At 62.8% G+C, this 24,092-nt stretch carries 28 protein-coding genes, 2 tRNA genes and 2 pseudogenes; 13 read left to right on the top strand and 19 right to left on the bottom strand.

Annotation, left to right across the window (positions count from 1 at the left end; translation table 11 throughout):
* Positions 1–87: 87 nt before the first annotated feature.
* Genes rnhA through ispH form a run of 3 tightly spaced genes read right to left on the bottom strand, consistent with a single transcriptional unit; the run spans position 88 to position 2,046 of the window.
* Positions 88–558 (bottom strand): ribonuclease HI, encoded by a 471-nt coding sequence (gene rnhA / locus ACXYMS_RS07940; RefSeq protein ID WP_458905234.1) that lies wholly within the window; start codon positions 556–558, stop codon positions 88–90.
* On the bottom strand, positions 551–1,078 hold the full coding sequence (locus tag ACXYMS_RS07935; protein ID WP_458905233.1) for a GNAT family N-acetyltransferase: 528 nt from the start codon (positions 1,076–1,078) through the stop codon (positions 551–553). The genes rnhA and ACXYMS_RS07935 overlap by 8 nt, the downstream gene beginning before the upstream one ends.
* On the bottom strand, positions 1,075–2,046 hold the full coding sequence (gene ispH / locus ACXYMS_RS07930; RefSeq protein WP_458905232.1) for a 4-hydroxy-3-methylbut-2-enyl diphosphate reductase: 972 nt from the start codon (positions 2,044–2,046) through the stop codon (positions 1,075–1,077). The genes ACXYMS_RS07935 and ispH overlap by 4 nt, the downstream gene beginning before the upstream one ends.
* 120 nt (positions 2,047–2,166) lie before the next feature.
* Between ispH and ACXYMS_RS07925 the strand changes: the two are divergent.
* The 5 genes and pseudogenes from ACXYMS_RS07925 to ACXYMS_RS07905 all read left to right on the top strand — a co-directional run.
* A pseudogene (locus tag ACXYMS_RS07925) lies at positions 2,167–3,318 on the top strand (PEP-utilizing enzyme); the annotation flags it as partial.
* On the top strand, positions 3,313–4,437 hold the full coding sequence (locus ACXYMS_RS07920; protein ID WP_458905934.1) for a putative PEP-binding protein: 1,125 nt from the start codon (positions 3,313–3,315) through the stop codon (positions 4,435–4,437). The pseudogene ACXYMS_RS07925 and the gene ACXYMS_RS07920, both read left to right, overlap by 6 nt.
* An 81-nt stretch (positions 4,438–4,518) precedes the next feature.
* Positions 4,519–5,073: a hypothetical protein gene (locus ACXYMS_RS07915; protein WP_458905231.1), complete on the top strand. Its 555-nt coding sequence runs from the start codon at positions 4,519–4,521 to the stop codon at positions 5,071–5,073.
* 830 nt (positions 5,074–5,903) lie between these two features.
* A pseudogene (locus ACXYMS_RS07910) lies at positions 5,904–6,332 on the top strand (cell wall hydrolase); the annotation flags it as partial.
* 93 nt (positions 6,333–6,425) lie between these two features.
* A complete protein-coding gene (locus ACXYMS_RS07905; RefSeq protein ID WP_458905229.1) occupies positions 6,426–7,094 on the top strand; it encodes a DUF2306 domain-containing protein in 669 nt (222 codons plus the stop codon).
* Positions 7,095–7,101: 7 nt separating this feature from the next.
* Here ACXYMS_RS07905 and ACXYMS_RS07900 read toward each other — a convergent pair whose 3' ends face one another.
* From ACXYMS_RS07900 to ygfZ, 3 genes are all read right to left on the bottom strand, one after another.
* Positions 7,102–7,554, bottom strand: coding sequence for a hypothetical protein (locus ACXYMS_RS07900; RefSeq protein ID WP_458905227.1), 453 nt, complete (start codon positions 7,552–7,554; stop codon positions 7,102–7,104).
* A 114-nt stretch (positions 7,555–7,668) separates the two neighbouring features.
* Entirely contained in the window at positions 7,669–8,286 is a 618-nt protein-coding gene (locus ACXYMS_RS07895) for an HD domain-containing protein (protein ID WP_458905225.1), read from the bottom strand.
* A gap of 60 nt (positions 8,287–8,346) precedes the next feature.
* On the bottom strand, positions 8,347–9,189 hold the full coding sequence (ygfZ, locus tag ACXYMS_RS07890) for a CAF17-like 4Fe-4S cluster assembly/insertion protein YgfZ (protein WP_458905224.1): 843 nt from the start codon (positions 9,187–9,189) through the stop codon (positions 8,347–8,349).
* Positions 9,190–9,256: 67 nt separating this feature from the next.
* Between ygfZ and ACXYMS_RS07885 the strand changes: the two genes are divergently transcribed.
* The 3 genes from ACXYMS_RS07885 to ACXYMS_RS07875 all read left to right on the top strand — a co-directional run bounded on the left by ACXYMS_RS07885 (position 9,257) and on the right by ACXYMS_RS07875 (position 11,397).
* Complete coding sequence (locus tag ACXYMS_RS07885; RefSeq protein ID WP_458905222.1) at positions 9,257–10,576, top strand: dihydroorotase; 1,320 nt, start codon at positions 9,257–9,259, stop codon at positions 10,574–10,576.
* Positions 10,577–10,687: 111 nt separating this feature from the next.
* The gene (locus ACXYMS_RS07880; protein ID WP_458905221.1) at positions 10,688–11,194 is read left to right on the top strand and encodes a ferritin-like domain-containing protein; all 507 of its coding nucleotides are present in this window, start codon (positions 10,688–10,690) and stop codon (positions 11,192–11,194) included.
* Between the two features lie 11 nt (positions 11,195–11,205).
* A complete protein-coding gene (locus ACXYMS_RS07875; RefSeq protein WP_458905219.1) occupies positions 11,206–11,397 on the top strand; it encodes a hypothetical protein in 192 nt (63 codons plus the stop codon).
* A 23-nt stretch (positions 11,398–11,420) separates the two neighbouring features.
* On the opposite strand, the gene ACXYMS_RS07870 is transcribed toward ACXYMS_RS07875, so the two are convergent.
* The 3 genes from ACXYMS_RS07870 to ACXYMS_RS07860 form a co-directional block, all read right to left on the bottom strand.
* Positions 11,421–11,699 carry a hypothetical protein gene (locus ACXYMS_RS07870; protein ID WP_458905218.1) on the bottom strand — a complete coding sequence of 93 codons (279 nt, stop codon included), beginning with the start codon at positions 11,697–11,699 and terminating at the stop codon, positions 11,421–11,423.
* 94 nt (positions 11,700–11,793) lie between these two features.
* Positions 11,794–12,174 (bottom strand): TIGR02301 family protein, encoded by a 381-nt coding sequence (locus ACXYMS_RS07865; RefSeq protein WP_458905216.1) that lies wholly within the window; start codon positions 12,172–12,174, stop codon positions 11,794–11,796.
* Positions 12,175–12,335: 161 nt separating this feature from the next.
* Positions 12,336–12,737, bottom strand: coding sequence for an NUDIX hydrolase (locus tag ACXYMS_RS07860; protein WP_458905214.1), 402 nt, complete (start codon positions 12,735–12,737; stop codon positions 12,336–12,338).
* Positions 12,738–12,804: 67 nt separating this feature from the next.
* Between ACXYMS_RS07860 and ACXYMS_RS07855 the strand changes: the two genes are divergently transcribed.
* The gene (locus ACXYMS_RS07855; protein WP_458905213.1) at positions 12,805–13,548 is read left to right on the top strand and encodes an SOS response-associated peptidase; all 744 of its coding nucleotides are present in this window, start codon (positions 12,805–12,807) and stop codon (positions 13,546–13,548) included.
* Between the two features lie 97 nt (positions 13,549–13,645).
* Here the strand turns inward: ACXYMS_RS07855 and ACXYMS_RS07850 are convergent, their stop codons facing one another.
* Positions 13,646–14,254: a hemerythrin domain-containing protein gene (locus ACXYMS_RS07850; protein WP_458905212.1), complete on the bottom strand. Its 609-nt coding sequence runs from the start codon at positions 14,252–14,254 to the stop codon at positions 13,646–13,648.
* A 106-nt stretch (positions 14,255–14,360) separates the two neighbouring features.
* Positions 14,361–15,776 carry an FAD-binding oxidoreductase gene (locus ACXYMS_RS07845; RefSeq protein WP_458905210.1) on the bottom strand — a complete coding sequence of 472 codons (1,416 nt, stop codon included), beginning with the start codon at positions 15,774–15,776 and terminating at the stop codon, positions 14,361–14,363.
* A 119-nt stretch (positions 15,777–15,895) separates the two neighbouring features.
* Here ACXYMS_RS07845 and ACXYMS_RS07840 point away from each other — a divergent pair, with 119 nt between their 5' ends.
* Together ACXYMS_RS07840 and aroC are read left to right on the top strand one after the other, a co-directional pair.
* Positions 15,896–16,537 carry a histidine phosphatase family protein gene (locus ACXYMS_RS07840; RefSeq protein ID WP_458905208.1) on the top strand — a complete coding sequence of 214 codons (642 nt, stop codon included), beginning with the start codon at positions 15,896–15,898 and terminating at the stop codon, positions 16,535–16,537.
* A 48-nt stretch (positions 16,538–16,585) separates the two neighbouring features.
* Positions 16,586–17,701: a chorismate synthase gene (gene aroC, locus ACXYMS_RS07835; RefSeq protein WP_458905206.1), complete on the top strand. Its 1,116-nt coding sequence runs from the start codon at positions 16,586–16,588 to the stop codon at positions 17,699–17,701.
* Positions 17,702–17,865: 164 nt separating this feature from the next.
* On the opposite strand, the gene ACXYMS_RS07830 is transcribed toward aroC, so the two are convergent.
* On the bottom strand, positions 17,866–18,783 hold the full coding sequence (locus ACXYMS_RS07830; protein ID WP_458905205.1) for an MBL fold metallo-hydrolase: 918 nt from the start codon (positions 18,781–18,783) through the stop codon (positions 17,866–17,868).
* A 94-nt stretch (positions 18,784–18,877) separates the two neighbouring features.
* On the opposite strand from ACXYMS_RS07830, the gene ACXYMS_RS07825 reads away from it, so the two are divergent.
* Positions 18,878–19,492 carry a biotin transporter BioY gene (locus ACXYMS_RS07825; protein ID WP_458905203.1) on the top strand — a complete coding sequence of 205 codons (615 nt, stop codon included), beginning with the start codon at positions 18,878–18,880 and terminating at the stop codon, positions 19,490–19,492.
* 68 nt (positions 19,493–19,560) lie between these two features.
* Here ACXYMS_RS07825 and ACXYMS_RS07820 read toward each other — a convergent pair whose 3' ends face one another.
* The 3 genes from ACXYMS_RS07820 to ACXYMS_RS07810 form a co-directional block, all read right to left on the bottom strand.
* Positions 19,561–19,728 (bottom strand): hypothetical protein, encoded by a 168-nt coding sequence (locus ACXYMS_RS07820; RefSeq protein ID WP_458905201.1) that lies wholly within the window; start codon positions 19,726–19,728, stop codon positions 19,561–19,563.
* A 119-nt stretch (positions 19,729–19,847) separates the two neighbouring features.
* Positions 19,848–19,994, bottom strand: a complete 147-nt coding sequence (locus tag ACXYMS_RS07815) for a hypothetical protein (protein WP_458905199.1) — start codon at positions 19,992–19,994, stop codon at positions 19,848–19,850.
* Positions 19,969–20,045, bottom strand: a tRNA-Pro gene (locus ACXYMS_RS07810). Before ACXYMS_RS07810 ends, ACXYMS_RS07815 begins: the two co-directional genes overlap by 26 nt.
* 172 nt (positions 20,046–20,217) lie before the next feature.
* On the opposite strand from ACXYMS_RS07810, the gene ACXYMS_RS07805 reads away from it, so the two are divergent.
* Positions 20,218–20,292: transfer RNA gene (locus ACXYMS_RS07805), tRNA-Gln, on the top strand.
* A 195-nt stretch (positions 20,293–20,487) separates the two neighbouring features.
* Here the strand turns inward: ACXYMS_RS07805 and ACXYMS_RS07800 are convergent.
* The 4 genes from ACXYMS_RS07800 to ctaD form a co-directional block, all read right to left on the bottom strand.
* Positions 20,488–20,757, bottom strand: coding sequence for a hypothetical protein (locus ACXYMS_RS07800; RefSeq protein ID WP_458905197.1), 270 nt, complete (start codon positions 20,755–20,757; stop codon positions 20,488–20,490).
* Positions 20,758–20,850: 93 nt separating this feature from the next.
* A complete protein-coding gene (locus tag ACXYMS_RS07795; RefSeq protein WP_458905195.1) occupies positions 20,851–21,096 on the bottom strand; it encodes a DUF6894 family protein in 246 nt (81 codons plus the stop codon).
* Between the two features lie 80 nt (positions 21,097–21,176).
* Positions 21,177–21,548: a hypothetical protein gene (locus tag ACXYMS_RS07790; RefSeq protein WP_458905193.1), complete on the bottom strand. Its 372-nt coding sequence runs from the start codon at positions 21,546–21,548 to the stop codon at positions 21,177–21,179.
* A gap of 5 nt (positions 21,549–21,553) precedes the next feature.
* On the bottom strand, positions 21,554–24,091 hold the full coding sequence (gene ctaD, locus ACXYMS_RS07785) for a cytochrome c oxidase subunit I (RefSeq protein WP_458905191.1): 2,538 nt from the start codon (positions 24,089–24,091) through the stop codon (positions 21,554–21,556).
* Position 24,092: the final 1 nt, after the last annotated feature.

Raw genomic sequence — 24,092 nt, 5'->3', positions numbered from 1 at the left:
CCGGGGGGAACCGTGCGCCTTTGATCCGGTTTCGCCATCGCTGAAGCCGGCCTGGGGTGCTGTAAAGCGGATGTTTCCTAAGCAGGTCTAGACCGGCGGCACGAGACCCGCAGCCCGCTTCGGCTTGAACGGCGCCATACCTTCGCGCGCCAGTTCATCGGCGCGTTCATTGAGTTCGTCCCCGGCATGGCCCTTGACCCAGTGCCAGGAGATGTCATGCCGCTTGGTGGCCTCATCCAGCGCCTGCCAGAGCTCGACATTCTTGACCGGCTTCTTGTCGGCGGTGCGCCAGCCGTTCTTCTTCCAGCCGTGAATCCAGCTCTGCACGCCGTTTTTCACATATTGGCTGTCGGTATGCAGGTCCACCGTGCAGGCGCGGGTGAGCGCATTGAGCGCCTCGATGGCCGCCGTCAGCTCCATCCTGTTATTGGTGGTCAGCGCTTCGCCACCCTTCAATTCCTTGCGGTGCGGTCCGAACTGCAGGATCGCGCCCCAGCCGCCGGGACCGGGATTGCCCGAACAGGCGCCGTCGGTATGGATGATGACCGAGTCAGACATGGACCGGCCGCCGATAGATGTGGAACTGGCAGGTGAGCCCGAGATAGTCGACCGCGACATGCGTCTTTTCCATGCCGATCTTTTCGAGGATCGCGAGGGAGGGGGCGTTGCGGGTGTCGGCCATGCCGATGAAGTGTTCGCCCTTGTTGTTGGCAAAGAACCAGTCGCGCAACCCCGCCGCCGCTTCCTTGGCATATCCCGACCCGTGATGATCCTCGAACAGGGCGTAGCCTATTTCAGGTTCACCGGAGGGGGGATAAATGCCGAACCCGGCCCGGCCGATGAAGACCCCATCGCTCTTGCGACGAAGGCGCAGCTTGCCGAACTGATGGCTTTCGAACAGTTCGATCCAGTGGGCCACGGCCTTCTCGGCCTGCTCGCGCGTCCAGGGTGCGCCGCTGGGCGTCAGATAGCGCGAAACATTGGGATTGCCGTGTAGCGCCACTAGATCATCGACTTGGTCCGGCCGCCACCCGGACAGCACCAGCCGTTCGGTCTCGAACAGGTCCAGCGTGCTCATCGGCCCGAGGCCGTTTCCAGGTCGCGCAGCACACGGGGAATGTTGAAGGCGATGTTTTCTTCCGCAGTGGTCTTGGTCTCGACTTTCACGTCATAGCGCGCGGCAAAGGCGTCGATCACTTCTTCGACCAGGCTCTCCGGCGCCGATGCTCCGGCACTGACCCCAAGCCTTGTGAGATTGCCGTAGAGCGACCAGTCGATATCGCTGGCCCGGTCGACCAGCGTGGCGACTTTGCAGCCCGAGCGCAGCGCCACTTCCACCAGCCGCTGCGAATTTGAGGAGTGCGGCGAGCCGACAACAATCATTGCGTCCACCAGCGGTGCCACCGCCTTGATCGATTCCTGCCGATTGGTGGTGGCGTAGCAGATGTCTTCCTTGTGAGGGCCATTGATGGACGGGAAACGGGCACGCAGCGCGGCAACGATTTCGCGCGTGTCATCGACGCTCAGCGTCGTCTGCGTCACGAAGGCCAGCGTTTCGGGGTTTTTGGGGGTGAAGGCATTGGCGTCTGCGACAGTCTCGATCAGCGTCACCGCCCCGGTCGGCAATTGCCCCATCGTGCCGATCACTTCGGGGTGACCGGCATGCCCGATCAGCACGATCTCGTGGCCTTCCTCGAAATGGCGCGAGGCTTCCACATGCACCTTGCTGACCAGCGGGCAGGTGGCGTCGAGGAAGAACATGTTGCGCGCGCGGGCATCAGCAGGGACACTTTTGGGCACGCCATGGGCCGAGAATACGACAGGTGCCTCGGTGTCCGGAATCTCCTCGAGTTCCTCCACAAACACGGCGCCCTTGGCCTTGAGGCCCTCCACCACATATTTGTTGTGCACGATGGCGTGGCGCACATAGACCGGCGCGCCATATTTTTGGAGCGCCAGCTCCACGATCTGGATCGCGCGGTCGACGCCGGCGCAAAAACCGCGCGGAGCGCAGAGCAGAATATCGAGATGCGGCCTTTTTTCCATGTCAGATCAGATGCTTTCGTCGCTTCCTCAAGTCAAGTGCTGTTGCAGCCGGGGCAGGGCATAGGCAATATGCAGGTGATAGTATGACCAGGGCGGTTCCAGGTGAGTTTGGCGCAGGAAATGTTTGCGATTGCCCCGGCGATGGGGAAGGCGAACCTGAGCGCCGGCCAGTTGAAGCTGCTCACCGGCAAGGCGCGCTGGATTTTCCGCGTCTGCGAAGCCGGCTTTCCCACTGTGCCGACCATTGCCATCACCCGCGCTGCCTGGGAGGAACTGCAGGCCGAACGTGGACGGCAGGACACCAGGCTGCGCACCCATTGGGTGGCTTGCCTTTACAAGCTTGTCGCCAGGGATGAACAGCCGCCCCAACTTGTCGTGCGGACCTCGGCAACCACTCACAATAGCGGGTTGGCACCGGCACGGCTCGGCATTGCCGCCCCCAAGGCGCCCGAGGATGCCGTCGACCCCACCCGCCCGCTGGCCAAGGCCATTAAGCAGGCCTTCGAAAGCTATGGCTTTTTCGGGCGAGGCTGGACCGGCCCGCGCCAGGACGACGATCGTGCCCGCCAGATCGTGCTGGTGCAGGCGCTCTCAGAGGGCGAGGTCGAACAATTCCTCACCCGCAATTCGACCAGCGGTGCTCTGGGGCCGGCACCACTCAATGGCAGCGCCCTTCCGCGCCTGCCCGAAGAGGTCAATTCCCTGATTACGCTGCTCGATGCCAAGGCCGGTCGCCATATGGCCTGCCTTGTTGCCATCGACCGTGATCGGGTGCAGTTCCTGTCCGCGCGCCCGGTGCAGGCCAGTGCGGGAGCCGAGCTGGAAGCCGCGGTGGACCGGGTTGAACGCAAGGTCTGGACCCCTCATAGCGCCGTCACGCGTGTCGACGCCGGACGGCTGGCGCTGATGCTGCATCCGCGCCTCAAATCACCCGAGGAGGCGACGCCCATTGCCATGGGGCTGGGCGTTTCGCCCGGCGCCGCCAGCGGCATCATCACCTTCAATCCCGACGACGCGGCACGCCTGCGGGCGCGCGGCAAGCATTGCATTCTCGTCGTCAATGAGACCGGCCCCGCCGATATCGAAGGCATGAAGGCGGCTACGGGCATCCTCACTGCTCGTGGCGGCATGTCGAGCCATGCTGGCGTCATCGCCCGCATTACCGGCAAGCCCTGCGTTGCGGGGGTGCGCAGCCTCACCGTCGACACTGTGGAGATGATCTGCCGCATTGGTGACCGCGAGTTTCGCGCCGGGGATCGCCTCACCATCGATGGCACCGATGGCGCCGTTTATCTGGGCAGCCTGCCACTGGCCCAGCCGCAGATCGGCGGGACAATCGGCAAGCTCCTGGGCTGGTCCGACGCCAGCCGCACCATTGCCGTGCGCACCAATGTGGAAACCGTCGAATCGGCGCAAACGGCCTTGAGCTTTGGCGCCGAGGGCATCGGCCTGGCCCGCTCGGAACACATGTTCTTCTCGCCCGAACGCATGGTGGCGCTGCGGCGCATGATCCTTTCCGAAGACGAGGATGCCCGCTCGCGCGCCATTGCGGGACTGGTCGACTACCAGACGGGAGACTATTCGGCGCTGTTCTCGGCCATGAAGGGGCTACCCGTCACGGTGCGCCTGTTCGACCCGCCCCTGCACGAATTCCTGCCCCGCACCGACGAGGAAATCGAGGAAACAGCGGCTTCGCTGGGGGTCGCGGTGCGAGCTCTCAGGCTCAGGCTGGAACGCATTGCCGAGATCAATCCCATGCTTGGGCATCGCGGCGTCAGGCTGGCCATCACCTATCCCGAAATCCTGCAGATGCAGATGCAGGCGGTATTGGCCGGTGCCCGCGCTGCCAGCGAGACGCAGGCCGAACCAGTGCTCATCGAGGTCATGGTGCCCTTCGTATCCACGGCCACCGAGGTCTCCTGGGTGCGCGAGCGGGTCCTTGCCATGCTCGACAATTCTGGCCTGACCCGGTCGGATCGGGTGCGGTTCTCCTTTGGGACCATGATCGAATTGCCACGGGCCTGCCTGCGGGCCGGCGACATCGCCTCCATGGTCGATTTCATCTCCTTTGGCACCAACGATCTGACCCAGACCACCTTCGGCATTTCCCGTGACGATGCGCCGGCCTTCCTGGCCGCCTATCAGCGCAAGGGCGTTTATGAGCGCGATCCTTTCGTCACCATTGACGAAAAGGGTGTGGGGGAAATGATATCCATTGCCATTGCCCGGGGCAGGGCGGCCAATCCTCGCCTCAAGATCGGCATCTGTGGCGAACATGCGGGCGACCCGGCCTCGCTGAAGTTCTTCGCCGGATTGGGCGTCGACTATGTCTCCTGCTCACCCTATCGTGTACCGGTTGCCCGGCTGACCCTGGCGCAGAGTGCAGCTTAAACTGCAATTGTCGCGTACCTATATGTGACAGGTAAAAAGAGCGGTGCTTGATGGCCGCGAGTGGGAAGAGGCATTGCGTTCGTGAAAAGACTAGCTTTTGTCCTGGCTTTGCCAGTGCTTGCCGGGCTTGGCCTGCCGGCCGCCGCGCAATCGGGCGCACAATGCGCCGCAATCGATCAGGATGGCGAGCGCCTAGCCTGCTACGACGATCTTTTCCGGCCCGATGGCGAAGCGCCGCAGACGGCAAGCATAACCCTTGAGTCCGAGCAGTTGATCCCGGCCCGTCCCACAGGCCGTGCCCCGGCAACCATCACTGTGTCCTGCGAGGCAAATGTCCTGCAAGTGGCCTTTGCTTTCGCCGGCAACACCATGTCGGCACTGGGCCGCGATACCGGCATCACCATGCAGTACGACCTGTCCCGCGCTCGATCCTCGACCCTGCCGGTTAACGCCGACAATACCGCCATCCTGATCGACAATACCCGCGATGCGCAGACCTTTCTCGATGGCCTGGCGGGCGCCACAAACCTTACGGTGCGGGTCACCCCGGCTAGCACCCGCTCATTGTCGGTGCGCTTCCGCGTCGATGCCTTTGCCCAGGATGTCGCCCCGGTCGTCGCCGCCTGCGCACAATGATGGTCCCGCGGCACATTTGTCGCACCCCGCTCGCGGAACTGCCCCAGCCCCGCCACATCAGCGCCCTCTGTGCGCCTCGAAACTCATTTACCCAGCGCTAACCTTAATAACCGATCATCACGACTGTCGGCATTTGAGCGTCACATTTGCCGCGCGTAGTTCGTGTTGCGTAGCGTTGAGTAGTATTTATGGCCCTTTCCCACCGGCCGGTGGCGCAATCGCGCCCGGTCAGAGCGGTTAGCCGAGGTGTTGTCGTCACCAGGACGCTGGCGATGGCAATCATGGCGCCCCTTGCCTATATCGGCCTTGCTGGCGCCGCTTTCGGCCCGGGCTCCGCGCCCCCTGGCATGGCAGGAATGCCCGGCCACACGCAGGAAATTGCCATTGCCCAGGCTAGCCTGAGCTATTCCGGGGTCGATCCGGTCATCACCGGCTCGGTCAATCATCTGTTCGACAGCGTCAGCTTTACCGGTCCCAATCGCGCCGAGAAGACGGACCGTGTGCGGCCGGCTATGGATGCGCTGTCGATTTCGAGGAGCTTCGAAACCGCGCGGATGCGGATCGCTGCGCTGCGTGCCCCCACTGATCCGGCGGCGTTGGGCCAATCCAGCATTGCCCAGGCCGACGATGCCTCCGGTGAAGAGGCCGGACCGCGCATGTCCGTCGCCGCGCTTCATCCCAATGCTGCCGCCGCGCTTGACGCCATTGCCGGCATTGCCCCGAAATCCGACGAGAGCCTGTCGGGGGTCACTCTACCCGAAGCGATTCCCGAAACCCTCGCCTATGCCCGCGCTACCGCCCCCGCGACCGTCACCGAATTGCAGGGCGAGCCGATGGCCGGCCTTTCCGAGAGGGAAATGTGGTGCCTCGCCACCGCCATCTATTTCGAGGCGCGCGGCGAGGCCTATCGCGGTCAGGTCGCAGTGGCCCAGGTCGTGCTCAATCGGGTCAAGGATCACCGCTACCCCGACACCATTTGCGGCGTGGTGTTCCAGAACCAGAACCGGCGCAATTCCTGCCAGTTCTCCTTTGCCTGCGATGGTATTCCCGAGACCGTCACCGAACGTCGTCCATGGGACCAGGCCGAGGAGATTGCCGGAAAGGTCACCAGCGGCGAGCTCTACCTGACCGAGGTGGGCGAGGCGACCCACTACCACGCCACCTATGTGCGTCCCGCCTGGGCTCCGCGCATGACCAAGTTGACCCAGATCGGGCTGCACGTCTTTTACAAGTTCAAAAGCGGCTGGTTGTTCGGGTGATATGCGCTAGCGCATAAGCGTTCGACAATTATCTGCAATTTCGCATGACGTTGATCCGTGGTTCTTCTGCGCTATGGAAACATGGAGAACGTCATGACGACTGCGACAAGCAAATCGAGCGGTTGGCTGGTCCTCACGGCGCTGCTCATTCTCGGCTTCCTGCCGGTACTGGTCGCCATAGGACGGATGGTGATGCGCTTTGCCGACTTCGGCGCCACCCCAGAAATGGTGGCGGACACATCCCGCTTCTTCGTCATGCCGGCGGCGGTGATCCTGCACGTCATCGGCGGTTGCCTATTTGCGCTGCTCGGAGCCTTGCAATTCTCCACGTCGCTGCGCCGCGGCCGCTGGCATCGGCTCTCCGGCCGGGTTCTGGTCGTTGCCGGGGTGGTGGCAGCGCTGTCGGCTCTGTGGTTGACCCAGTTTTACCCGCATCTCGGGAGTGAAGGCCCTCTGCTCTACTGGTTCCGTCTCGCTGCCGGATCGGGCATGCTGATTTTCCTGCTGCACGGCTTCAACGCAGCGCGGCAACGTCGCTTCGATGCGCACCGCGCCAGCATGATTCGCGCCTATGCGCTGGGCCTGGGCGCCAGTACGCAAATGCTGATCGGCATTCCCTGGATGCTGCTTCTGGGCGAGCCAACCCCGATCATGGGGGATGTGATGCTCGGCAGCGCCTGGGTCATCAATATGGCTGTGGCGCAGTGGGCATTGAAGCGCCGCGGCGCCGCGGGCGGCCAGCGTGTTCCGGCGCACGCCTGACAAACGCTTAGGGAAAGGCGGGACCACTCAGGCGCAGGAAGGAATTGCCGGCGCGGCTCGAGAAGCTGAACCAGTTGCCATTGCTCCAGAACCGCACGAGGTTACGGCGGCTCGGGATCACCTCGGTGACGTCGATCCCGGGATAGAGCACGTGTTTTGAGGTGAGGCCATCAGTGGAATAGGTACCGGTGGCGGTCGTGGTGATGTTGACATAGCTCACCCGTCCACCCTCGATCTTCTTTACCGTTGCGCTCGAGAGCGGGTCGGTGGAGACCCAGTCGGCATGATCGATCTCATACTCGCGACCGTCGAACTTGACGAGTTTGTTCGTGTCGAAGCCTGCCGGCATTTCATCGGCAAAGGTTTCGAGCACAAAGCCCGGTCCGATCACAGCCAGCGCGGTGGCGCAGACGGCGCCGAGGGTCATGCCAATGAGCATATGGCGAGTCGGCAGGTTCATGGCGGATATCCCGTTCTGTTCCACTTCGGCACACATGCCTTAACGGATCAGTAACCATGAATGTTCGGTCGCGGAACGGCTAAATCGTCTTAGGGTTAATCTCCACAGCCCCGGTCAGCGGCCCGGAAGGGACGAGCTAATGCTTTCGAACGCCTCAATGAATCGCTCATGGGCCTGTTGCGTTGGCCACGGGCGGATGAGCCGGTCGAAGGCGTCGACATCGAAGGCCGACTGCCCCGGTTCGCCGAAGAGGCGTCGCGCTTCGCCCGGGTCGAAACCGGCCAGATGCGTAGCCTCGAAGAACGCAGCCTCTCGGTCGGCCTTCTTGACCAGCTTGGCCAGGGCCACGCTCATGGTGGCGGGCAGCGAAAAGCGCAGGAAGATGGCCGAGAGCAGACGGTTTTCCACGTCCTTGTAATTGCCGCCCATCGCCGCCTTGAAGGGTGAGATGATGTCGCCCATCACATATTCAGGCGCATCATGCAGCAGCGCTTGCAGCAGGGCCACGGCGCTGGCTTCGGGGTTCGAGGCGCGAAACAGTTCGAGCACCAGCACGGAATGCTGCGCCACCGAAAAGGGATAATCGCCCTGAGTCTGGCCATTCCAGCGGGCAACGCGCGCGAGCCCATGGGCGATGTCGGAAAGCTCCACATCGACGGGCGAGGGGTCGAGAATATCGAGACGGCGGCCGGACAGCATGCGCTGCCAGGCGCGGGCGCTTTGGCGGGACATCGGCATCAAACAGCTAGCGGAACGTTGCCACCAGCCATAGCGCGATTCGAGAAGCTGCGGTCACTCGTCTTCTGAAACGGCGTCCCCCAACTGATAATTCGCCCAGACCGGCAGAGCAATTCTGACCGGCTTCCCGCCGACCGTCACCGCAGCCAAATCGGTGATCCGGTCGAGGCGGGCGATGGCGACAGCGGCGCCATTGACGACCTGGCCGATAATGCCGGCTTCGCGCGTGCCGGCCATGAGGGGGGTACCCGCCGGGGCATCCACGCCCGAGACGATGACGGGCCGCCGCCTTGCAGTGCCGCGATGCTTCATGCGGGAGACAACTTCCTGCCCGACATAGCAACCCTTGGCGAAGTCGATGCCGTCAAGAATGTCCATGCCGACATCATGGGCGAAAGCGTCATTGGCGGGGAAGTCATTGCCCTGATGCACGATGCCGGTATCAATGCGCTGGACTTGATAAAACGCGTCGTCCTGAACCCAGTCGCCCGTCGCCTCCACCGGCGCAATCACGCGCCAACCCATATCGATCGGTCCCAGCCGATCCGTGTGTCTAATGCCGTCCGGCTCGGCGTCCTGCGCAAACCCGACACGATGCGTCTCACGCATGTCGTCGATCACCACCTGCGCCCGCAAGCGGTACATTTTCATGCGTTTGAAGAAGTCGTCCGCCACAGACTGGTGAACATCCAACCAGAGCGCGTCCTCGGCATGTCCCGCCAGGCCCTCTGCGAGGATCTTGCCCTGGGGTGAAAGCAGCGCCCATGCGGCGGCGACCTCGCCCTCGCCATTGTCTTCACTCGGAATTTTTCCGGTGACGACATCGTTGAGCAGCCTGTGGGCATCGGGCCCGGAAAACCGGAACACGGCGCGGTCGGCACGCAGATGGATGGTCATGAGACTTGCCTCGTCGGTCGCCCGTGCTAAACCGGCCATGAGTATGACCAGCGGCGGGACCCGAGACATGGCGCAGTACGACACGATTTTCAAGAACGCCACGCTCGTGAACCACGATGGCGAGAGTCTGGCAGATATCGCCGTCACAAACGGCAGGATTGCTGCGCTAGGCACCATTGAGGGCGTGGCCGCCGAAACCATCGACTGCATGGGTCTCCACATCCTGCCAGGCGTCATCGATACCCAGGTGCATTTCCGCGAGCCGGGCCTTACGCACAAGGAGGACCTCGAAAGCGGTTCGCTGGGCGCGGTCATGGGCGGGGTGACGGGCGTGTTCGAAATGCCCAATACCAATCCGCTGACCACGACCCGCGAGACCTTCGAGGCCAAGATCGCCGCCGGCACCAATCGCATGCATTGCGACTTCGCCTTCTATATCGGTGGTACCCACGAGAATGTGGGCGAATTGCCCATGCTCGAAAAGCTGCCCGGCTGCGCTGGCGTAAAGGTGTTTATGGGCTCGTCCACCGGCTCGCTGCTGGTGGCCGACGATGATGGTGTTGAGGCCATCCTGCGGGCCATCTCGCGCCGCGCCGCCTTCCATTCCGAAGACGAGTTCATGCTCGAAGAGCGCAAGGGCCTGCGTGTGCCGGGCGATCCGTCCAGCCACCCGGTCTGGCGCTCGCCCGAAGTGGCGATGAACTGCACGACGCGGCTGGTCAACCTTGCGCACAAGACCGGCAAGCGCATCCATGTGCTGCACATTTCAACAGCCGACGAAATGGTTTATCTCGCCGACCACAAGGATGTGGCCAGCGTCGAGGTCACCCCGCACCACCTGACGCTGGACGAGACGGCCTATACCCGTCTGGGCACCTATGCCCAGATGAACCCGCCGGTGCGCGACAAGGCGCATCGGGAGGGAATCTGGAAGGGCGTGGCCAATGGGGTGGCCGATATCCTGGGCTCCGACCACGCGCCGCATACGCGCGAGGAAAAGGACCATCCTTACCCCCAGAGCCATTCGGGAATGACCGGGGTGCAGACGCTGGTGCCCACCATGCTCGACCACGTGAATGCGGGAAAGCTGAGCCTCCAACGCTTTGTCGACATGACCAGCCACGGCCCTAATCGCCTGTTCGGCATTGCCGGCAAGGGCCGCATCGCAGTGGGTTATGACGCTGACCTGACCATTGTCGATATGAAGCGCCGAGAGACCATCACCAACCAGTGGATCAAGAGCCGCGCCGGCTGGACACCCTATGATGGCGTGACGGTCACCGGATGGCCCGTCGGCACGATCGTGCGCGGCAATAAAGTGATGTGGCAGGGCGAACTGGTGACGCCGAGCGTGGGCCAGCCCATGCGGTTCCTGGAGGCGCTCTAGCAGCAGGCACCGGCCAAACTAAGCAGTCGCAACGCTGATGCTGCCAGCTGAATGATGATGGAGCCTATCGCGGGGTTGTTGCGTTGAGCGGGCATTTGATTGGAGATTTCAATGCCCGATACCCAGGATATTTACATCACCGGCCTTCGCAACGCTCACGCCATGGAAAATCAGGCGCTTTCTATCCTGCGCCCCCAGGTGAAGCGGATCGAGCATTATCCGGAAGTAGCCGAGCGGATAGAGCAGCATATTGCTGAAACTGAAAAGCAGATCGAACGTCTCGATCAGCTTTTGGACCGTGTAGGCGGCGATCGGTCAGCCCTCAAAGACACGGCACTGAGCATGGCAGGCTCGATGGCTGCCATCGGACACACAATGGCGCCCGACGAAATCGTCAAGAACAGCTTCGCCAACTTTGCCTTCGAACATTACGAGATTGCCGCCTACAAGTCCTTGGTGGCGCTCGCCGAAGGGAGCGGTGAAGCCGACGCGGTTACTTTGCTGCAGGCCAACCTCGACGAGGAACTGGCAATGGCGGATTGGCTGGACCAGCAGATACAGCCACTGACCCTGCGCTACGCTTCGCTTAGCAGCAGCGGCGTCGACGCAAAGAAGTGATGACTGTGTCGATGAGCAGCAATCCGCATGATGGCGGTGCCAGGTCAGAGACTGATCGCCGGATAACCGAGAGCGGGCAAGGTCCGGCCGAAAAGGCCGCGCTGGGTAGCGGCTATTCTAGCATCGTCCGCATCGTCGTGGTCGTGTTGCTGTTCATCGTCATCGGCGGCACGGTCTTTTACCTCGCGGGCGGCGGTATTTGAACCCAGCCATGCCGGCACGGCTGCTATTGAAGCACCCGTTCTAGATTGTATTCGCCATTGCGAATGCGATCCGGAAGCTGTTCCACCAGGTCCGCAGTCGCCTCGTCGCCATGCATCTTCACGAAAGTGGCGAGTGCGGCGAACAGCGAGGCATGCGCCAGCGAGGACGAGTCGATCCCGTCTTCCTCAGCGCTGTTCCAGGCTTCCGCCAGGTATTCCAGCGCCAGCTGCCGCTCGGACTGATTGCGGTCGAACGGGCCGATTCCCGAAGCGGGCGAGAAGAGAGTCTTGGTCGTGCTCATGGTGCGGGCATAGCATGCCCATTCGCCACTGTCCGGGGGAAGTAAGTCGAAGGTTAACGGCGGGTAGGCAATTGCATGGACCAACCGGCTTCGCCTATTCGGCAAAGCGCGTATGGATGTCCCGCGCCAGCTTCTGGGCCTCGGTCAACAGCCGTGCCAGCGCTTCCTGTGAGGCCGGGGTGCATTGCCGATGAAACCGCGAAAACGCAGCGTAGCCGGTGTTGAACGCCCCGGCCAGGCGTTGCCGCCGATCTTCGTCGGGCTCGTCCAGGTCAATCAACTCGGCGGCCTGGGTGCGCCAATCCTCGTCCCCCGCCTTGCATAGCGGCTGCAGGAAATAGAGGCTGCCCATGATCTCGGCTAGCCGCTCCATCTGCCGCTGATAGGGCGGGTCGATGGCGAGGGCAGGGGCGGCGAAGGTGGCAGAACACAAGATCGCTGCGACCCAAAGCTTGAGCCTTGAGCGTGTGGTCACCCCCACCCGACCTCCCCCGTCAAGGGGGAGGTGTCGCACCGAGTTTGAGGCTCGGACCTGCCACCACCACCGGCCGGGCACCCTCCCCTCGACGGGGAGGGATGGGGAGGGGTGCTGACGCGCACGATGATGCAAGAAGAGATTCAGAAGCATAGTCTGTCTTACCAGCTTTGCCCCAGAACCTTGAAGCACTCTCTGATCACGTCATCGAGCCGTGAGGTGGTGCGCAAGGCCGGGAGCATGCCCGGATCGGCCCATTTGTGGTCGCTGATCTCGTCGGAAGGTCGGATGAAGCCGGAAAAATCGGTGGTGGCGAAGACCGCCAGGCGATAGGTGCCGTCGCGGCCAAGTCCCTGCACCAGCGCCAGTTGCGGATTGCGAATGGTCACGCCCAGCTCTTCCTGCACCTCGCGAATGGCGCATTGCTCCACACTCTCCCCCGGGTCCATGCGCCCACCGGGAAAGGTCCACAGGTTCTGGTAGGGCGCATAGGCGCGCTTGATAAGAAGCACCTTGCCATCGCGGACAAGCGCGACGCTGGCGGCGTTGGGTTGGTCGGTCATTCTGGGCTGACTGGTTTGCGATTCGGCTCCCGAGAGCTTACCTCTGCAGAGGTAAAGGAGACACGTCATGTGCGGACGCTACGCCTCGACCCTGCCGCCCGAAATGATGGTGGAATTGTTCAAGCTGCTCAACAGTGTCGAGATCGTGCCGCGCTACAATATCGCGCCCACCCAGCCCATCGTCGCCATCTGGGAGGCCGAAGGGCGGCGCGAGGCGCATTTCGCCCGCTGGGGCTTCGTGCCCGGCTGGGTCAAGGACCCGCGCGAATTTCCGCTGCTGGTCAATGCGCGGGCCGAAAGCATGGCTGACAAGCCCGCCTTCCGTGACCGGGTCAAGCATGGCCGCTGCATCCTGCCGGCCAGCGGCTATTACGAATGGCACACGGGTCCGGACAAGAAAAAACAGCCCTATTACATCACCCGCGCCGACGGGCAGCCCATGGCCCTGGCCGGACTCTATTCGACCTGGATGGGTCCCAATGGCGAGGAGGTCGACAGCGTCGCCACCATCACCGTGGCCGCCAATCCACAGCTCTCGGTGATCCATGACCGCATGCCGGCGATCCTGCTCGATGAGGGACAGCAGGATGATTGGCTCAATGTACGCGAAGTGCGGTCGCAGGAGGCGACGCAGATGGTGCTGCCGCTGGAAGATGGGGTGCTGAGGTTTCACCCGGTCTCGACCCGGGTCAATTCAGCCCGCGACGATGATCCGGGCCTGATCGAGCCGGTATCCCTGGAAAAGCCCGAACCGCCAGCGGCCAGGCCGAAAAAAATGGCCGGAGGCGGCGGGCAGATGGATTTGTTCTGAGAAGACCAGCACCCCACTTCCCTTCTCTCCCTGAGGGAGAAGGTGCCCCGAAGGGGCGGATGAGGGGTTCGGGCCTAACCTCAGGATTTGGGTTTCCCTAAACCCCGATCTCGAAATAGCCCAGCGCGTCGCCGATGGATTCTTCCTCATAGTGCAGGTGGCTGAGCAGCACTTTCTCCAGCGCCCGGAACACGGTGACTGCGTCCTCGAAATTGGAGCGTCCAGGTGCATCGGCCAGGGCGATGAGTGCGTCGATCAGCTTTTCGAGCAATTGATGCACCACCACATGCTCGGCCTGCAAACGGTCGACAATGGCTTTGAAGGCCGGGCCTTGGGCCGCGATGCCGGGGAACACCGCATAATCTTCGATGGAATGGTGGCCATGGACGAACTGGCAATACTGCCCGCACAGCGTCCCGAAGCGCCGATAGTTCGAGACCATGACGAGGTCGGCGGTTTCCGTCTTCACCTCGTCGGCACTCGCCTTTCCCTGGGCGGCGCGCTCGATCAGGCGGCCAAGCACCACCATGTTGTCACGCAGATGGTTGTGGATTTGCTTCAGGTGCTCGCCCGGTGCCTTTTGGGCCTCGGTGATGCCGGGGAGTTCGGGAATGGCGGGACGCGTGGCGTCGTCGAGAAATTGAATGTCTTTGAGCAGCATGGGGCAGAAATGGGCTGCGCCGGGGCCGGGTGCAAGAAGGCACATGGGAGTGACCGGGGGAGATAGATGGCGGGCGCCTGATCAGTCCAAGCCGCCGTACCGCCCCGGGCCTCGCCAGAAGACTGCAATGTGTGTTCGCTCGAAAAGAGAGCTAGCCGAGCATCTTCCCCGGATTGAGTATCCCATTCGGGTCCAGCGCTGCCTTGATGGCCCGCATCATCTCCAGCGCCACCGGATCCTTGACCTGTTTGAGCAGCTCCACCTTGAGCTGGCCGATGCCGTGTTCCGCCGAGACAGAGCCGCCATGGCGCAGCACCACCTCGTAGATCGCCTCATGCATGGCCTCATCATACTGCGCCATGAAACCCTTGGGATCGGCGCCCACAGGCATGGAGAAGTTGAAGTGGATATTGCCATCGCCCACATGCCCGAACGGCACCGGCCGAATGCCGGGGCTGAGCCTTTCGGCGGCAGCCACGCCCTCCGCAATCAGGGCCGGGATGGCAGCGATGGGCACCGAAACGTCATGCTTGATCGAGGCGCCCTCGCGGCTCTGGCATTCGCTCATCTGCTCGCGGAATGACCACATGCGCGTCCGGTCGGCAAGCGACTCCGCCAATACGGCATCCGAGATGAGTGCCTCCTCGAAGGCCGCTTCCAGCGCCGATTGCAGCGAGCCGGCTTCGGTGCCCGCCATGCGAGTGAGCTCGATCAGCGCATACCAGGGCGAGGCGCTGGCCGTCGGGTCGGCATCGAGCATGCCGTGGCGAAGTTGGATATCCAGGCCGATCCAGGGGATCAGCTCGAAGGCATTGAGGCGGCCGCCGACGCGCTGGCGCATCAGCTGGAACAGGTCCAGCGCCGCCTCCGGCGAGGCGATATTGACGATGGCAGTCTCGTAGTCCTCGGGAAGGGGATAGAGTTTGAGGCTCGCTGCCGTGATGATCCCTAGCGTTCCCTCGGCGCCGACCAAGAGGTCCTTGAGGTCGTAGCCGGTATTATCTTTCTTGAGCGCATTGAGTCCCTGATAAAGCCGCCCGTCGGCGAGGACGGCCTCAATCCCCATGGTCAGCTCGCGCGCATTGCCATAGGCCAGCACATTGACTCCTCCGGCATTGGACGAAAGCACGCCGCCGATGCGGGCCGACCCCTGCGAGGCCAGCCACAGCGGGAACATGGCCCCTTCGGCTTCAGCCGCTCTATGGGCGTTTTCGAGGATGACCCCGGCCTCCGCGGTCATGACCCCGGCGGCCCCGTCGATGCTTCGGATACGGTCGAGGTTGTGAAGGCTGAGGATCACTTCATGCCCCGAGAACGGCACCTGTGCACCGACCAGCCCGGTATTGCCACCCTGCGGAATGATGCCGACGCGGTTTTCATTGGCCCAGCGCATGACCGCCTGCACCGCTGCCACGTCTGCTGGCGTCACTACGGCAGCCGCATTCTGATGGAAGCGCTTGCGCGGCTCGTTGAGAAAGGCCCCCATCCTGCTGGTATCGGCAATGACCGCGTCACTCCCCGCGATGGCGGCTAGGTCGGCGGCGATCCGGGCGGCTGTAAGGGACATGCGAACCCCATGAATCATAAGAGCTATGAGGGGGCTGCGCTTGCCCGCCCCATCTCCCATGTGCCACAACCGGACCACCGACTCCAGCTTAGGCCGCGCCCTTGGGCGCGTGAATGTGCATGACCACCCCCGACTGGCCCGATTTCTACTTTGCCCGACACGGCGAGACCGACTGGAACCGCGAGCAGCGCTATCAGGGCAGCCGCGATATTCCGCTCAATCGCACCGGGCAATTACAGGCCGATGCCAATGGCCATCTGCTGCGCGAACTGCTGGAGCGCGATGGTGTCGATCCGGCTTCGCTCAATTGGTTCGCCTCGCCGCTCAGCCGCGCTGCCGAAACCATGGATCGCATGCGGGCTGCCTTTGATATCGACCTCCCGCCGGTAATCCATGACAATCGCCTGATCGAGATTTCCTTTGGCGATTTCGAGGGTCGGCTACATGCCGAGATTTCTCGCGAGTTTGCGGCGCTGGCTCCGGGCGAACGCGACGAAAGCTATTGGCAATTCCGGCCGGAGGGCGGCGAAAATTATGACGATGTCGCCGCGCGCCTGCTCGATTTTGCCCGTGAACTGACCCACCACGCCGTCGTCGTCGCTCATGGTGGCGTGCTGCGCGTGCTGCGGCACCTGGTGGAAGGCACGCCGCGCGGCGATGTGCTCAACTGGCCGCCGCCGCAGGGGGTTATCGCCCATTTCGCCGGCCGCCGGATGACGCTCTATTCGGCGCAGAACACCTGGGACGCGACCGTCGATTGACCGGACGGTCTGCCGCTCCTAAAAAGCCGACACAACCGGGGCCGCGCCATGTCTTTCAATACGTTCGGGCATCTTTTCCGTTTCACCACCTGGGGCGAGAGCCATGGACCGGCGCTGGGCGTGGTGGTCGACGGTTGCCCGCCGGGCCTCATACTGACCCCCGAAGTCATCCAGCGCGACCTCGATCGCAGGAAGCCCGGCCAGTCAAAATTCACGACCCAGCGCCGCGAGGATGATGCGGTCAAAATCCTCTCGGGCGTGTTCGAGGACGAGCGCACCGACGGCCCGCGCACGACCGGCACGCCGATTTCGCTCCTGATCGAGAACACCGACCAGCGCTCCAAGGATTATTCGGAAATCCGGGACAAATATCGTCCGGGCCACGCCGACTACACCTATGACCAGAAATATGGCATCCGCGACTATCGGGGCGGCGGCCGCACTTCGGCCCGCGAAACGGCAGCGCGCGTTGCGGCCGGCGCGGTCGCCCGGCAGGTGCTGGCTGGGGTGACCATCCGCGCCAGTCTCGTGCAGATGGGCCCGCACAAGATTGACTACGCGCGCTTTGACTGGGATCAGGTCGTAGAGAACCCATTCTTCTGCGCCGACGCCAAGACGGCCGAGCTCTGGGCCGACTATCTTGATGGCTTGCGCAAGGACGGCAATTCGGCCGGAGCCGTCATCGAGGTGGTGGCCGAGGGTGTGCCCGCCGGTTGGGGCGCCCCGATCTATGGCAAGTTGAGCGCCGACCTGGCCTCGGCCATGATGAGCATCAATGCGGTCAAGGCCGTGGAAATCGGCGCCGGCTTCGAGGCGGCGGGCCTCACCGGCGTCGAGAATGCCGACCAGATGCGGGCGGCTGAAGAGCGCCCCTATTTCCTTTCCAACCATGCCGGCGGCATCCTTGGCGGCGTGTCCAATGGCGATCCGGTGGTCTGCCGCTTCGCGGTCAAGCCCACCTCGTCCATCCTCACCCCGCGCCAGACCGTGACTACGGCAAACGAGGACACCGACATCATCACCAAGGGCCGCCACGATCCCTGCGTCGGCATCCGTGCCGTGCCGGTGGGCGAAGCCATGATGGCTCTGGTTCTGGCCGACCACATGCTGCGCCATCGCGGGCAGACCGGGCGCGAGGGGGCGGTGGGGTTTCAGCGGAACTGAGAGGCGGCTGTTCATCGCCTCCCTCCCCTTGATGGGGAGGGACTGAGGGTGGGGTGGGCCATGCACACCGGCCTCTGAACAAGGCCACCCCACCCAGCTTTGCTACGGTCCTGCGGACCGAGCACCGCTACCCTCCCCATCAAGGGGAGGGAGGGGACCGGCGCTCAGACAGCACGCAGTTCAACCCCGAAAGTCCCCCGCCGCACCTTCAACACCCCCAACCCCTCCAGATATTCCACATGCGCCATGATGGTCATGCGTGCCGCCAGCCGCACCTGCACCGGCTGCGTGGGGTAGATGGCCTCGACCACTGCGCCCACGTCTCGCGCGCCATCTCGCACCGCGGCGATCACCTGTTCATTGCGGCGCTGCCGGTGCACCTTCAACGCAGCCGCATGCGCTCGTCCATCGGCAATAGGCCCGCCATGGGCTGGCAAGTAACGGGCAAAGGGGAGGACGATGACCTTGTCGAGCGAGCTGAGATAGTCGGCCATTGACCCGTCGGGCACCGAAACCAGGGTCGAATTCCAGCCCATGACATGGTCGCCGGACAACAGCGTGTTTGTGCCCGCTATCCCGAAGGCCAGGTGATTGGCGCAATGGCCGGGCGTGGTGTGCACGGTGACAGCAATGTCGCCGGTCTCAACAGTTTCGCCATCGACCAGTGTCCGGTCGGGCACGAGGTCCCAGTCGCACGAATTGCGAATCGGATTGCTCTCGAATCGCCGCAGGGGTCGCGAGAGCCGGTGCTGCCCGCCGAACCAGAGTGGCGCATCCAGCCGTACGCGCCAGGACTTGGCCGATGCGCTGTGATCGCGATGAGTATGCGTGAGAATTATGGCCTCAACCCTGCGCCCGCCAATCGCGGCCAGGAGCGCTGCCTCATGGGCGCGGTCCATAGGCCCAGGATCGACCAGCGAAAGCCGCTCATGGCCAAGAAGAAAACTGTTGGTGCCGGTGAAAGTATAGGCCGAAGCATTGGGTGCTGTGATGCGCACGACCCCCGGCGCCTCGTCCACGGGCTTGCCAGTTTGCGGTGAAAAATCGGTGTTGTAGACCGGGGCCTGGGAGGTGGACGCCATTGCACTGCTGGTAACGAGAAAGTATGAAGCTGGGGACGGAACTGCGTTCGCCATGAAGGACAGCGCAGCTCACTTCAAGCATGGAAGGTATGAAATGGCTGTGACTTTGACCACGCCCAATACGCTGCTCGGCGCATTCCAGCCCAGGAGCGGCGTCGCCAAGCTGGCAACCAATGCCGCAATCGTGCTTTTGGGCACGCTGCTCATCACCGCCGCCGCCAAGGTCAACGTGCCCGTCTGGCCCGTTCCGGTGACGCTGCAGAGCTTTGCCATCGCCGCTCTGGCCGCTGCTTTTGGCATGCGCATCGGCGTCGCAACGGTCGCCGCCTACCTCATTGAAGGCGCTTTTGGCCTGCCGGTTTTCGCAGCAGGCGGCGGCATGGCCTATCTCGTCGGCCCCACCGGCGGCTTCCTCGTGGGCTTCCTGTTCCAGGCCGGTATCGTCGGCTATGCGGCCGACCGCGGTGCTTCGAGCAAGCCCTTCACCCTGTTCGGCGGCATGTTGGCGGCGACGGCTGTGCTATATGCCTTTGGCTTTGCCTGGCTGGTGGCCATGGCCGGTGCCGCCCAGTGGGTGGACCAGACCAATGTGGTCGCGTCCGCCTTTGCTAAGGCCGTGCAGCCCTTCCTCATCTGGGACACGCTCAAGATGGCCTTCGCGGCCCTGACCGTGACGGGCCTGTGGAGCCTGTTCGGCGACAAGCGCTGAAGTCTGCCTTTGAATGCAGGAAAGGGCCGGCGCCGAGCGCCGGCCCTTTCTATTTGCGCCGTCATAAATCAGGCTGCGGTCGCCGGAATGGCCCTGTCATTGGTGTCGAAGAGCAGCGCTCTGTTTGGGTCCAACAGCCCGGCATTGGTGACGGTCACCGGCCAGAACGGCGGCAGGATGACCCGAGAGAAAACCTCGAGCGGTCGCGCGCCATAGATGATAGTGGCCTCGTCCAACTCGCTGGGAATGGTGACGATAAAGGCCCGATAGAGCGGGATCGAAAACGACAGGCCATAGACCCACCTGGATCAGGTCAGCGCATGCAGCTGGCAAAGAGGCCAATGGACTGCAAAAGCTAGATGGTCGGCACCACGGCCGGCGGCATCATCAGCCCGGCCAGAATCAGGAAGTTGATCGACCAGACCCGGCGCAGTTCAGTGTAAAAAACCCCGACGTCCGCAGACGCCGGGGTTGATTGGTCGGAGTAGAGTGATTCGAACACTCGACCCCCTGCTCCCGAAGCAGGTGCGCTACCAGGCTGCGCTATACTCCGTCAGTGTCGCAACATGCCGGAAAAACCGGGCCGGCAGATTGTCCGGCCCCGTCGCGATGTGGCGGCTTTATAGCTGCGCTCCCGATGCGGTTCAAGCGCTTCTCGCAACCTTTTGTCTGCCGTCGGATCGTGTTGCGCAGTGCCGCCGAACGGTGTAGGAACCGCGCCAAGTTGGGGCGTCGCCAAGCGGTAAGGCACCGGTTTTTGGTACCGGCATTCCCAGGTTCGAATCCTGGCGCCCCAGCCAAATCTTTCGCTCACCTCCCGTCCCCTGACCTTTCAGGCAATTCCACCTGTACGTGCCGCGAAACCGGAGACGTGGCCCGGCGGTAGCGCGCTTGTCTGCAGGGCGAGCAATCACGTCTATTGCCCGACTCTGCCGCAATTCACCCCCTTTCGCGGTCAAATTGAGCAGCGCGTTCAAGAAGCAAAAAAGTTGTTCTCAGATATATGGGGCCAGACACCGTCGGCCCTCCCCGGTAATGCCCTCATTGAGAGCGGAGACGATGGCAAAGGGCAGGGCGGTGGCCTGCATGGCAGCGCCGAGCCATGTCCATGTATGTCCCGATTGTCCCTGCGAAAAATTCCAGGGATGGAAATGGTCGGAAGAATGGGCACAGGCAAACCCGGCCTGCTCGGCGGCGATGACCAGTTGCAGCAGCTCGCTTGGCGCAAATTGTTCGTGAGATGCGTGATAGCCAAGAAGGGTCATGCCACCAGACCCTCCCAATAGCGCGAGGCATCGTCAGTCGAGCACATCGTCAATTGCTGCTGGAAGCGGCTACGATAGACCGTCAGTATGGCGTCATGCTGAGGCATAGTCATCGGCCACGAAACGAGCCCAGCGCCGGGCGATCTCGTGTCCGCTTTGATCCCGCACGCACACTTCAAACTCGGCGATGCCCCTCAGGGGAACAGTGTCTCTCGCCATTTCCGCGAGGGCCTGGCCAGCTTCCTCACGCGCGGCCTCGTCGTTATCAAATTCAGCGTCAAAAGTTTCATTGGAAACGGAGCCATTGGCTTGGCGGACGTGAAAATAGTATTTCGGCAATCTGGCCTCCTTACACCTCCACAAAAGGCGCCATCGGCCGGATCGGTTGCGCCGTCATCGTTCACATTCAATGTCGGCGGCTAACGCAAGCCGCCGCATGCCGGCAGCAGCAGGGCAGCGGCCGCGAAGTAGAGCATGGCGAGCGCCGACAGCGCTGCTAATAGGCGCATGGTGCCACGGAGAAATGGCCATTGGTCAGTCGGTGGCGATGTCCCTGCGAGCGTTCTGAAGGAGGGCTCGGGCCACAGCCAGATGCCGCCGGCCATTAGGGCGAGACCAACCGAAGTGCCGCCGACAATGATACTGACGCCCGGCAGGGGCAGGGCTCCAAAGGCGCAGAGCGATGACTGCGCGCCGTAGATCAGCATCAGATCGATAGCCCATAGAATGGGACCTGCGATCAGGAATACGAGTGTGCCGATCATCTGCCGGGACGAGTTGCGGTCATCCATCGCGCTCACCCCAGCATCCGTGGAAAGCCATGCACCAGCAGCAGGCCAAAGAGGCCCTGACCGACGGCGTAGTAGTAGAGCAGCGCCGCGTTGTCGAAGGTGACGCGCCGCTGCGCATCGAGCTGGCTGGTTCCGAGACGCGCGGCGGCAAACAGGCACATGATCACCACGACAAAGCCGATCTGGGCCGCCAGCACCGAAGCCATGTAGACCATGGCGCCATAGGATGAGCTGGTCGGTACGAGCCCGGTCTGCACGTGACCCCAGATCTCCAGACCCACTGCCCCGACCATTAGCAGGGCAGCAACGATCAGCAACGCCATTCCACCCCAGTGCCGGCGGCTTTCGTTTGGCAGCAGGGCGCCGCACCAGACCATGCATGCCGCGCCAAGCATGAACATCAACGCGGAAAGCCCGGGGTAGATCAGGGAAGGCGGCGCTGGCGCACCGGCTGGCGCCCACACCTCGGGCGATACGGTCCAGAGATAAAGATAGGAGAAGAAATAGCTGACATAGAGCGAGGCGGCGACCAGCATCAGCACCACCATGGCCCACCAGCTGTGCGAAAGCGGGCCGGTGATATAGGTGGGCAGACGTAAGCCCTTGGCGACCTCGACCTCCCCCTTGCTGGGCCGGTCGAGGTGCCAGGTCCAGACCAGGCAGGCGATGATTGCCAGCACGCCGAATGCTGTGGCCAGGTGCACCTGCTTGATGGTCAGCAGCAGGAAAAATCCTGCCGTGCCGACCGCAGCGATGAGCGGCGTCCAGCCCGGTCCCGGCATTTGCAGCACATATTGCGGCTTGGCCTCGATGGCCGAGGTGACCAGAGTTTCCCGCCCGCCGGTCGGTGCATTGGGCAAGTAGTGATGCCCCTTCTCTACCTCCTCCGGCAGGTTCGGATTGTCCCAGACCGGTTCGCGGCTGGTGACATGGGGGATGGAGCGCGTCGAATAGACGCCGTTGGGCAGAAACTCGAGCGTACCGGCGCCCCATGGATTCTGCGGCCCGCCCTCGCCGACCCGGAAATTGCGAATGAGATCGATAATGAACACCCCGACGCCCGCGGCCATGATGAAGGCGCCGGCCGTCGAGATGGAATTGAGAACATCCCAGCCCAGATTGGACGGATAGGTCCAGACGCGACGCGGCATGCCCGAAAGACCGGTGATGTGCATGGGAAAGAAGGCGGTGTTGAAACCGATGAACATCAGCCAGAAGGACCATCTGCCGAGACGTTCCGAGAGCATCCTGCTGCTGACGACAGGGGCCCAATAGTAGAAAGTGGCGAACAGCGGAAACACCATGCCGCCCACTAGCACATAGTGGAAATGGGCCACGATGAAATAGCTGTCATGCGCCTGGAAGTCGAACGGGACTACGGCCACCATGACGCCAGTGAGCCCGCCCAGCACGAAGATGAACAGGAACCCCAGGATGAACAGCGACGGGACGGTGATGCGGAAGCGCTGGCGCCCCGCTGCCATGGTCGCGATCCAGGAAAATACCTGGATGCCCGACGGGATCGCCACGGCCATGCTGGCCGCCGAAAAGAATGCCAGGCTCAGGCCCGGAATGCCCGTGGTGAACATATGGTGGACCCAGAGCCCGAAGCTGAAAAAGCCGGTGGCAATCAAGGCAACCACGATCAGGCGGTAACCCACCAGCGGCGTCTGGGCCATGGTCGGGATCATCATCGACACCAGTCCGGCCGCCGGCAGGAAGATGATATAAACTTCCGGGTGCCCGAAGAACCAGAACAGGTGCTGCCATAGCAGCGCGTCGCCTCCCAGTTCAGCGGTGAAGAACGGCCAACCGAAGGCGCGCTCGATCTCGAGCAGCATGGTGGCCAGGATCACGGCGGGGAAGGCGAAGACGATCATTGCCGCAAAGATCAGCATGGCCCAGGCAAAGATCGGCATCTTGGCCAGGGTCATACCCGGCGGCCGCGTGCGCAGCACGCCCACAATGATCTCGATGGCGCCGGCTATGGCCGAGATTTCGATAAAGCCGATCCCGAGCAGCCAGAAATCGGCATTGTCGCCCGGCGAATATTCCTTGAGCGTCAGCGGCGGATACATGAACCAGCCGCCCTTGGGGGCCATGTCGTAGAAAATGGTCGAGAAGAAGACCAGTCCGCCGATGATATAAGCCCAGATGGCGAAAGCCGAGAGACGCGGGAACGGCAGGTCGCGCGCGGCCAGCATCTGGGGCAGCAGCAGCACACCGAGTGCCTCCACCGCCGGCACGGCGAAGAGGAACATCATCGTCGTGCCGTGCGTCGTGAACATCTGGTTGTAGAGGTCTTGGCTGAGGAAGGTGTTGTCGCCCACCGCCAGTTGCGTGCGCATCAGCAGTGCCAGGATGCCGGCCATGATGAAGAACAGGAAAGCCGCGCCGATATAGAGCGTGCCCACGACCGTATTGTTGACGGCCGTGAAAATGCGGAACCCGCCCGGCGTGGCCCAGATGCGCTTGAGTTGCTCCAGTTCTCCCTCAGGGCGAGGGTCGGGATTGGGCAGAGATGGGCGCCTGCTCTCGTTCATG

Source organism: Devosia sp. CAU 1758, from assembly GCF_054482695.1.
The sequence above is the reverse complement of the archived record's forward strand: the minus strand, read 5'-3'. Positions and strand labels throughout refer to the sequence as shown.

What these genes read in the sequence shown, in the direction of transcription:
- rnhA (WP_458905234.1), bottom strand. Translation starts at nt 558, where the DNA reads ATGTCTGACTCGGTCATCATCCATACCGACGGCGCCTGTTCGGGCAAT.
- ACXYMS_RS07935 (WP_458905233.1), bottom strand. Translation starts at nt 1,078, where the DNA reads ATGAGCACGCTGGACCTGTTCGAGACCGAACGGCTGGTGCTGTCCGGG.
- ispH (WP_458905232.1), bottom strand. Translation starts at nt 2,046, where the DNA reads ATGGAAAAAAGGCCGCATCTCGATATTCTGCTCTGCGCTCCGCGCGGT.
- ACXYMS_RS07905 (WP_458905229.1), top strand. Translation starts at nt 6,426, where the DNA reads ATGACGACTGCGACAAGCAAATCGAGCGGTTGGCTGGTCCTCACGGCG.
- ACXYMS_RS07900 (WP_458905227.1), bottom strand. Translation starts at nt 7,554, where the DNA reads ATGAACCTGCCGACTCGCCATATGCTCATTGGCATGACCCTCGGCGCC.
- ACXYMS_RS07895 (WP_458905225.1), bottom strand. Translation starts at nt 8,286, where the DNA reads ATGTCCCGCCAAAGCGCCCGCGCCTGGCAGCGCATGCTGTCCGGCCGC.
- ygfZ (WP_458905224.1), bottom strand. Translation starts at nt 9,189, where the DNA reads ATGACCATCCATCTGCGTGCCGACCGCGCCGTGTTCCGGTTTTCCGGG.
- ACXYMS_RS07885 (WP_458905222.1), top strand. Translation starts at nt 9,257, where the DNA reads ATGGCGCAGTACGACACGATTTTCAAGAACGCCACGCTCGTGAACCAC.
- ACXYMS_RS07880 (WP_458905221.1), top strand. Translation starts at nt 10,688, where the DNA reads ATGCCCGATACCCAGGATATTTACATCACCGGCCTTCGCAACGCTCAC.
- ACXYMS_RS07875 (WP_458905219.1), top strand. Translation starts at nt 11,206, where the DNA reads ATGAGCAGCAATCCGCATGATGGCGGTGCCAGGTCAGAGACTGATCGC.
- ACXYMS_RS07870 (WP_458905218.1), bottom strand. Translation starts at nt 11,699, where the DNA reads ATGAGCACGACCAAGACTCTCTTCTCGCCCGCTTCGGGAATCGGCCCG.
- ACXYMS_RS07860 (WP_458905214.1), bottom strand. Translation starts at nt 12,737, where the DNA reads ATGACCGACCAACCCAACGCCGCCAGCGTCGCGCTTGTCCGCGATGGC.
- ACXYMS_RS07855 (WP_458905213.1), top strand. Translation starts at nt 12,805, where the DNA reads ATGTGCGGACGCTACGCCTCGACCCTGCCGCCCGAAATGATGGTGGAA.
- ACXYMS_RS07850 (WP_458905212.1), bottom strand. Translation starts at nt 14,254, where the DNA reads ATGTGCCTTCTTGCACCCGGCCCCGGCGCAGCCCATTTCTGCCCCATG.
- ACXYMS_RS07845 (WP_458905210.1), bottom strand. Translation starts at nt 15,776, where the DNA reads ATGTCCCTTACAGCCGCCCGGATCGCCGCCGACCTAGCCGCCATCGCG.
- ACXYMS_RS07840 (WP_458905208.1), top strand. Translation starts at nt 15,896, where the DNA reads ATGACCACCCCCGACTGGCCCGATTTCTACTTTGCCCGACACGGCGAG.
- aroC (WP_458905206.1), top strand. Translation starts at nt 16,586, where the DNA reads ATGTCTTTCAATACGTTCGGGCATCTTTTCCGTTTCACCACCTGGGGC.
- ACXYMS_RS07830 (WP_458905205.1), bottom strand. Translation starts at nt 18,783, where the DNA reads ATGGCGTCCACCTCCCAGGCCCCGGTCTACAACACCGATTTTTCACCG.
- ACXYMS_RS07825 (WP_458905203.1), top strand. Translation starts at nt 18,878, where the DNA reads ATGGCTGTGACTTTGACCACGCCCAATACGCTGCTCGGCGCATTCCAG.
- ACXYMS_RS07800 (WP_458905197.1), bottom strand. Translation starts at nt 20,757, where the DNA reads ATGACCCTTCTTGGCTATCACGCATCTCACGAACAATTTGCGCCAAGC.
- ACXYMS_RS07790 (WP_458905193.1), bottom strand. Translation starts at nt 21,548, where the DNA reads ATGGATGACCGCAACTCGTCCCGGCAGATGATCGGCACACTCGTATTC.
- ctaD (WP_458905191.1), bottom strand. Translation starts at nt 24,091, where the DNA reads ATGAACGAGAGCAGGCGCCCATCTCTGCCCAATCCCGACCCTCGCCCT.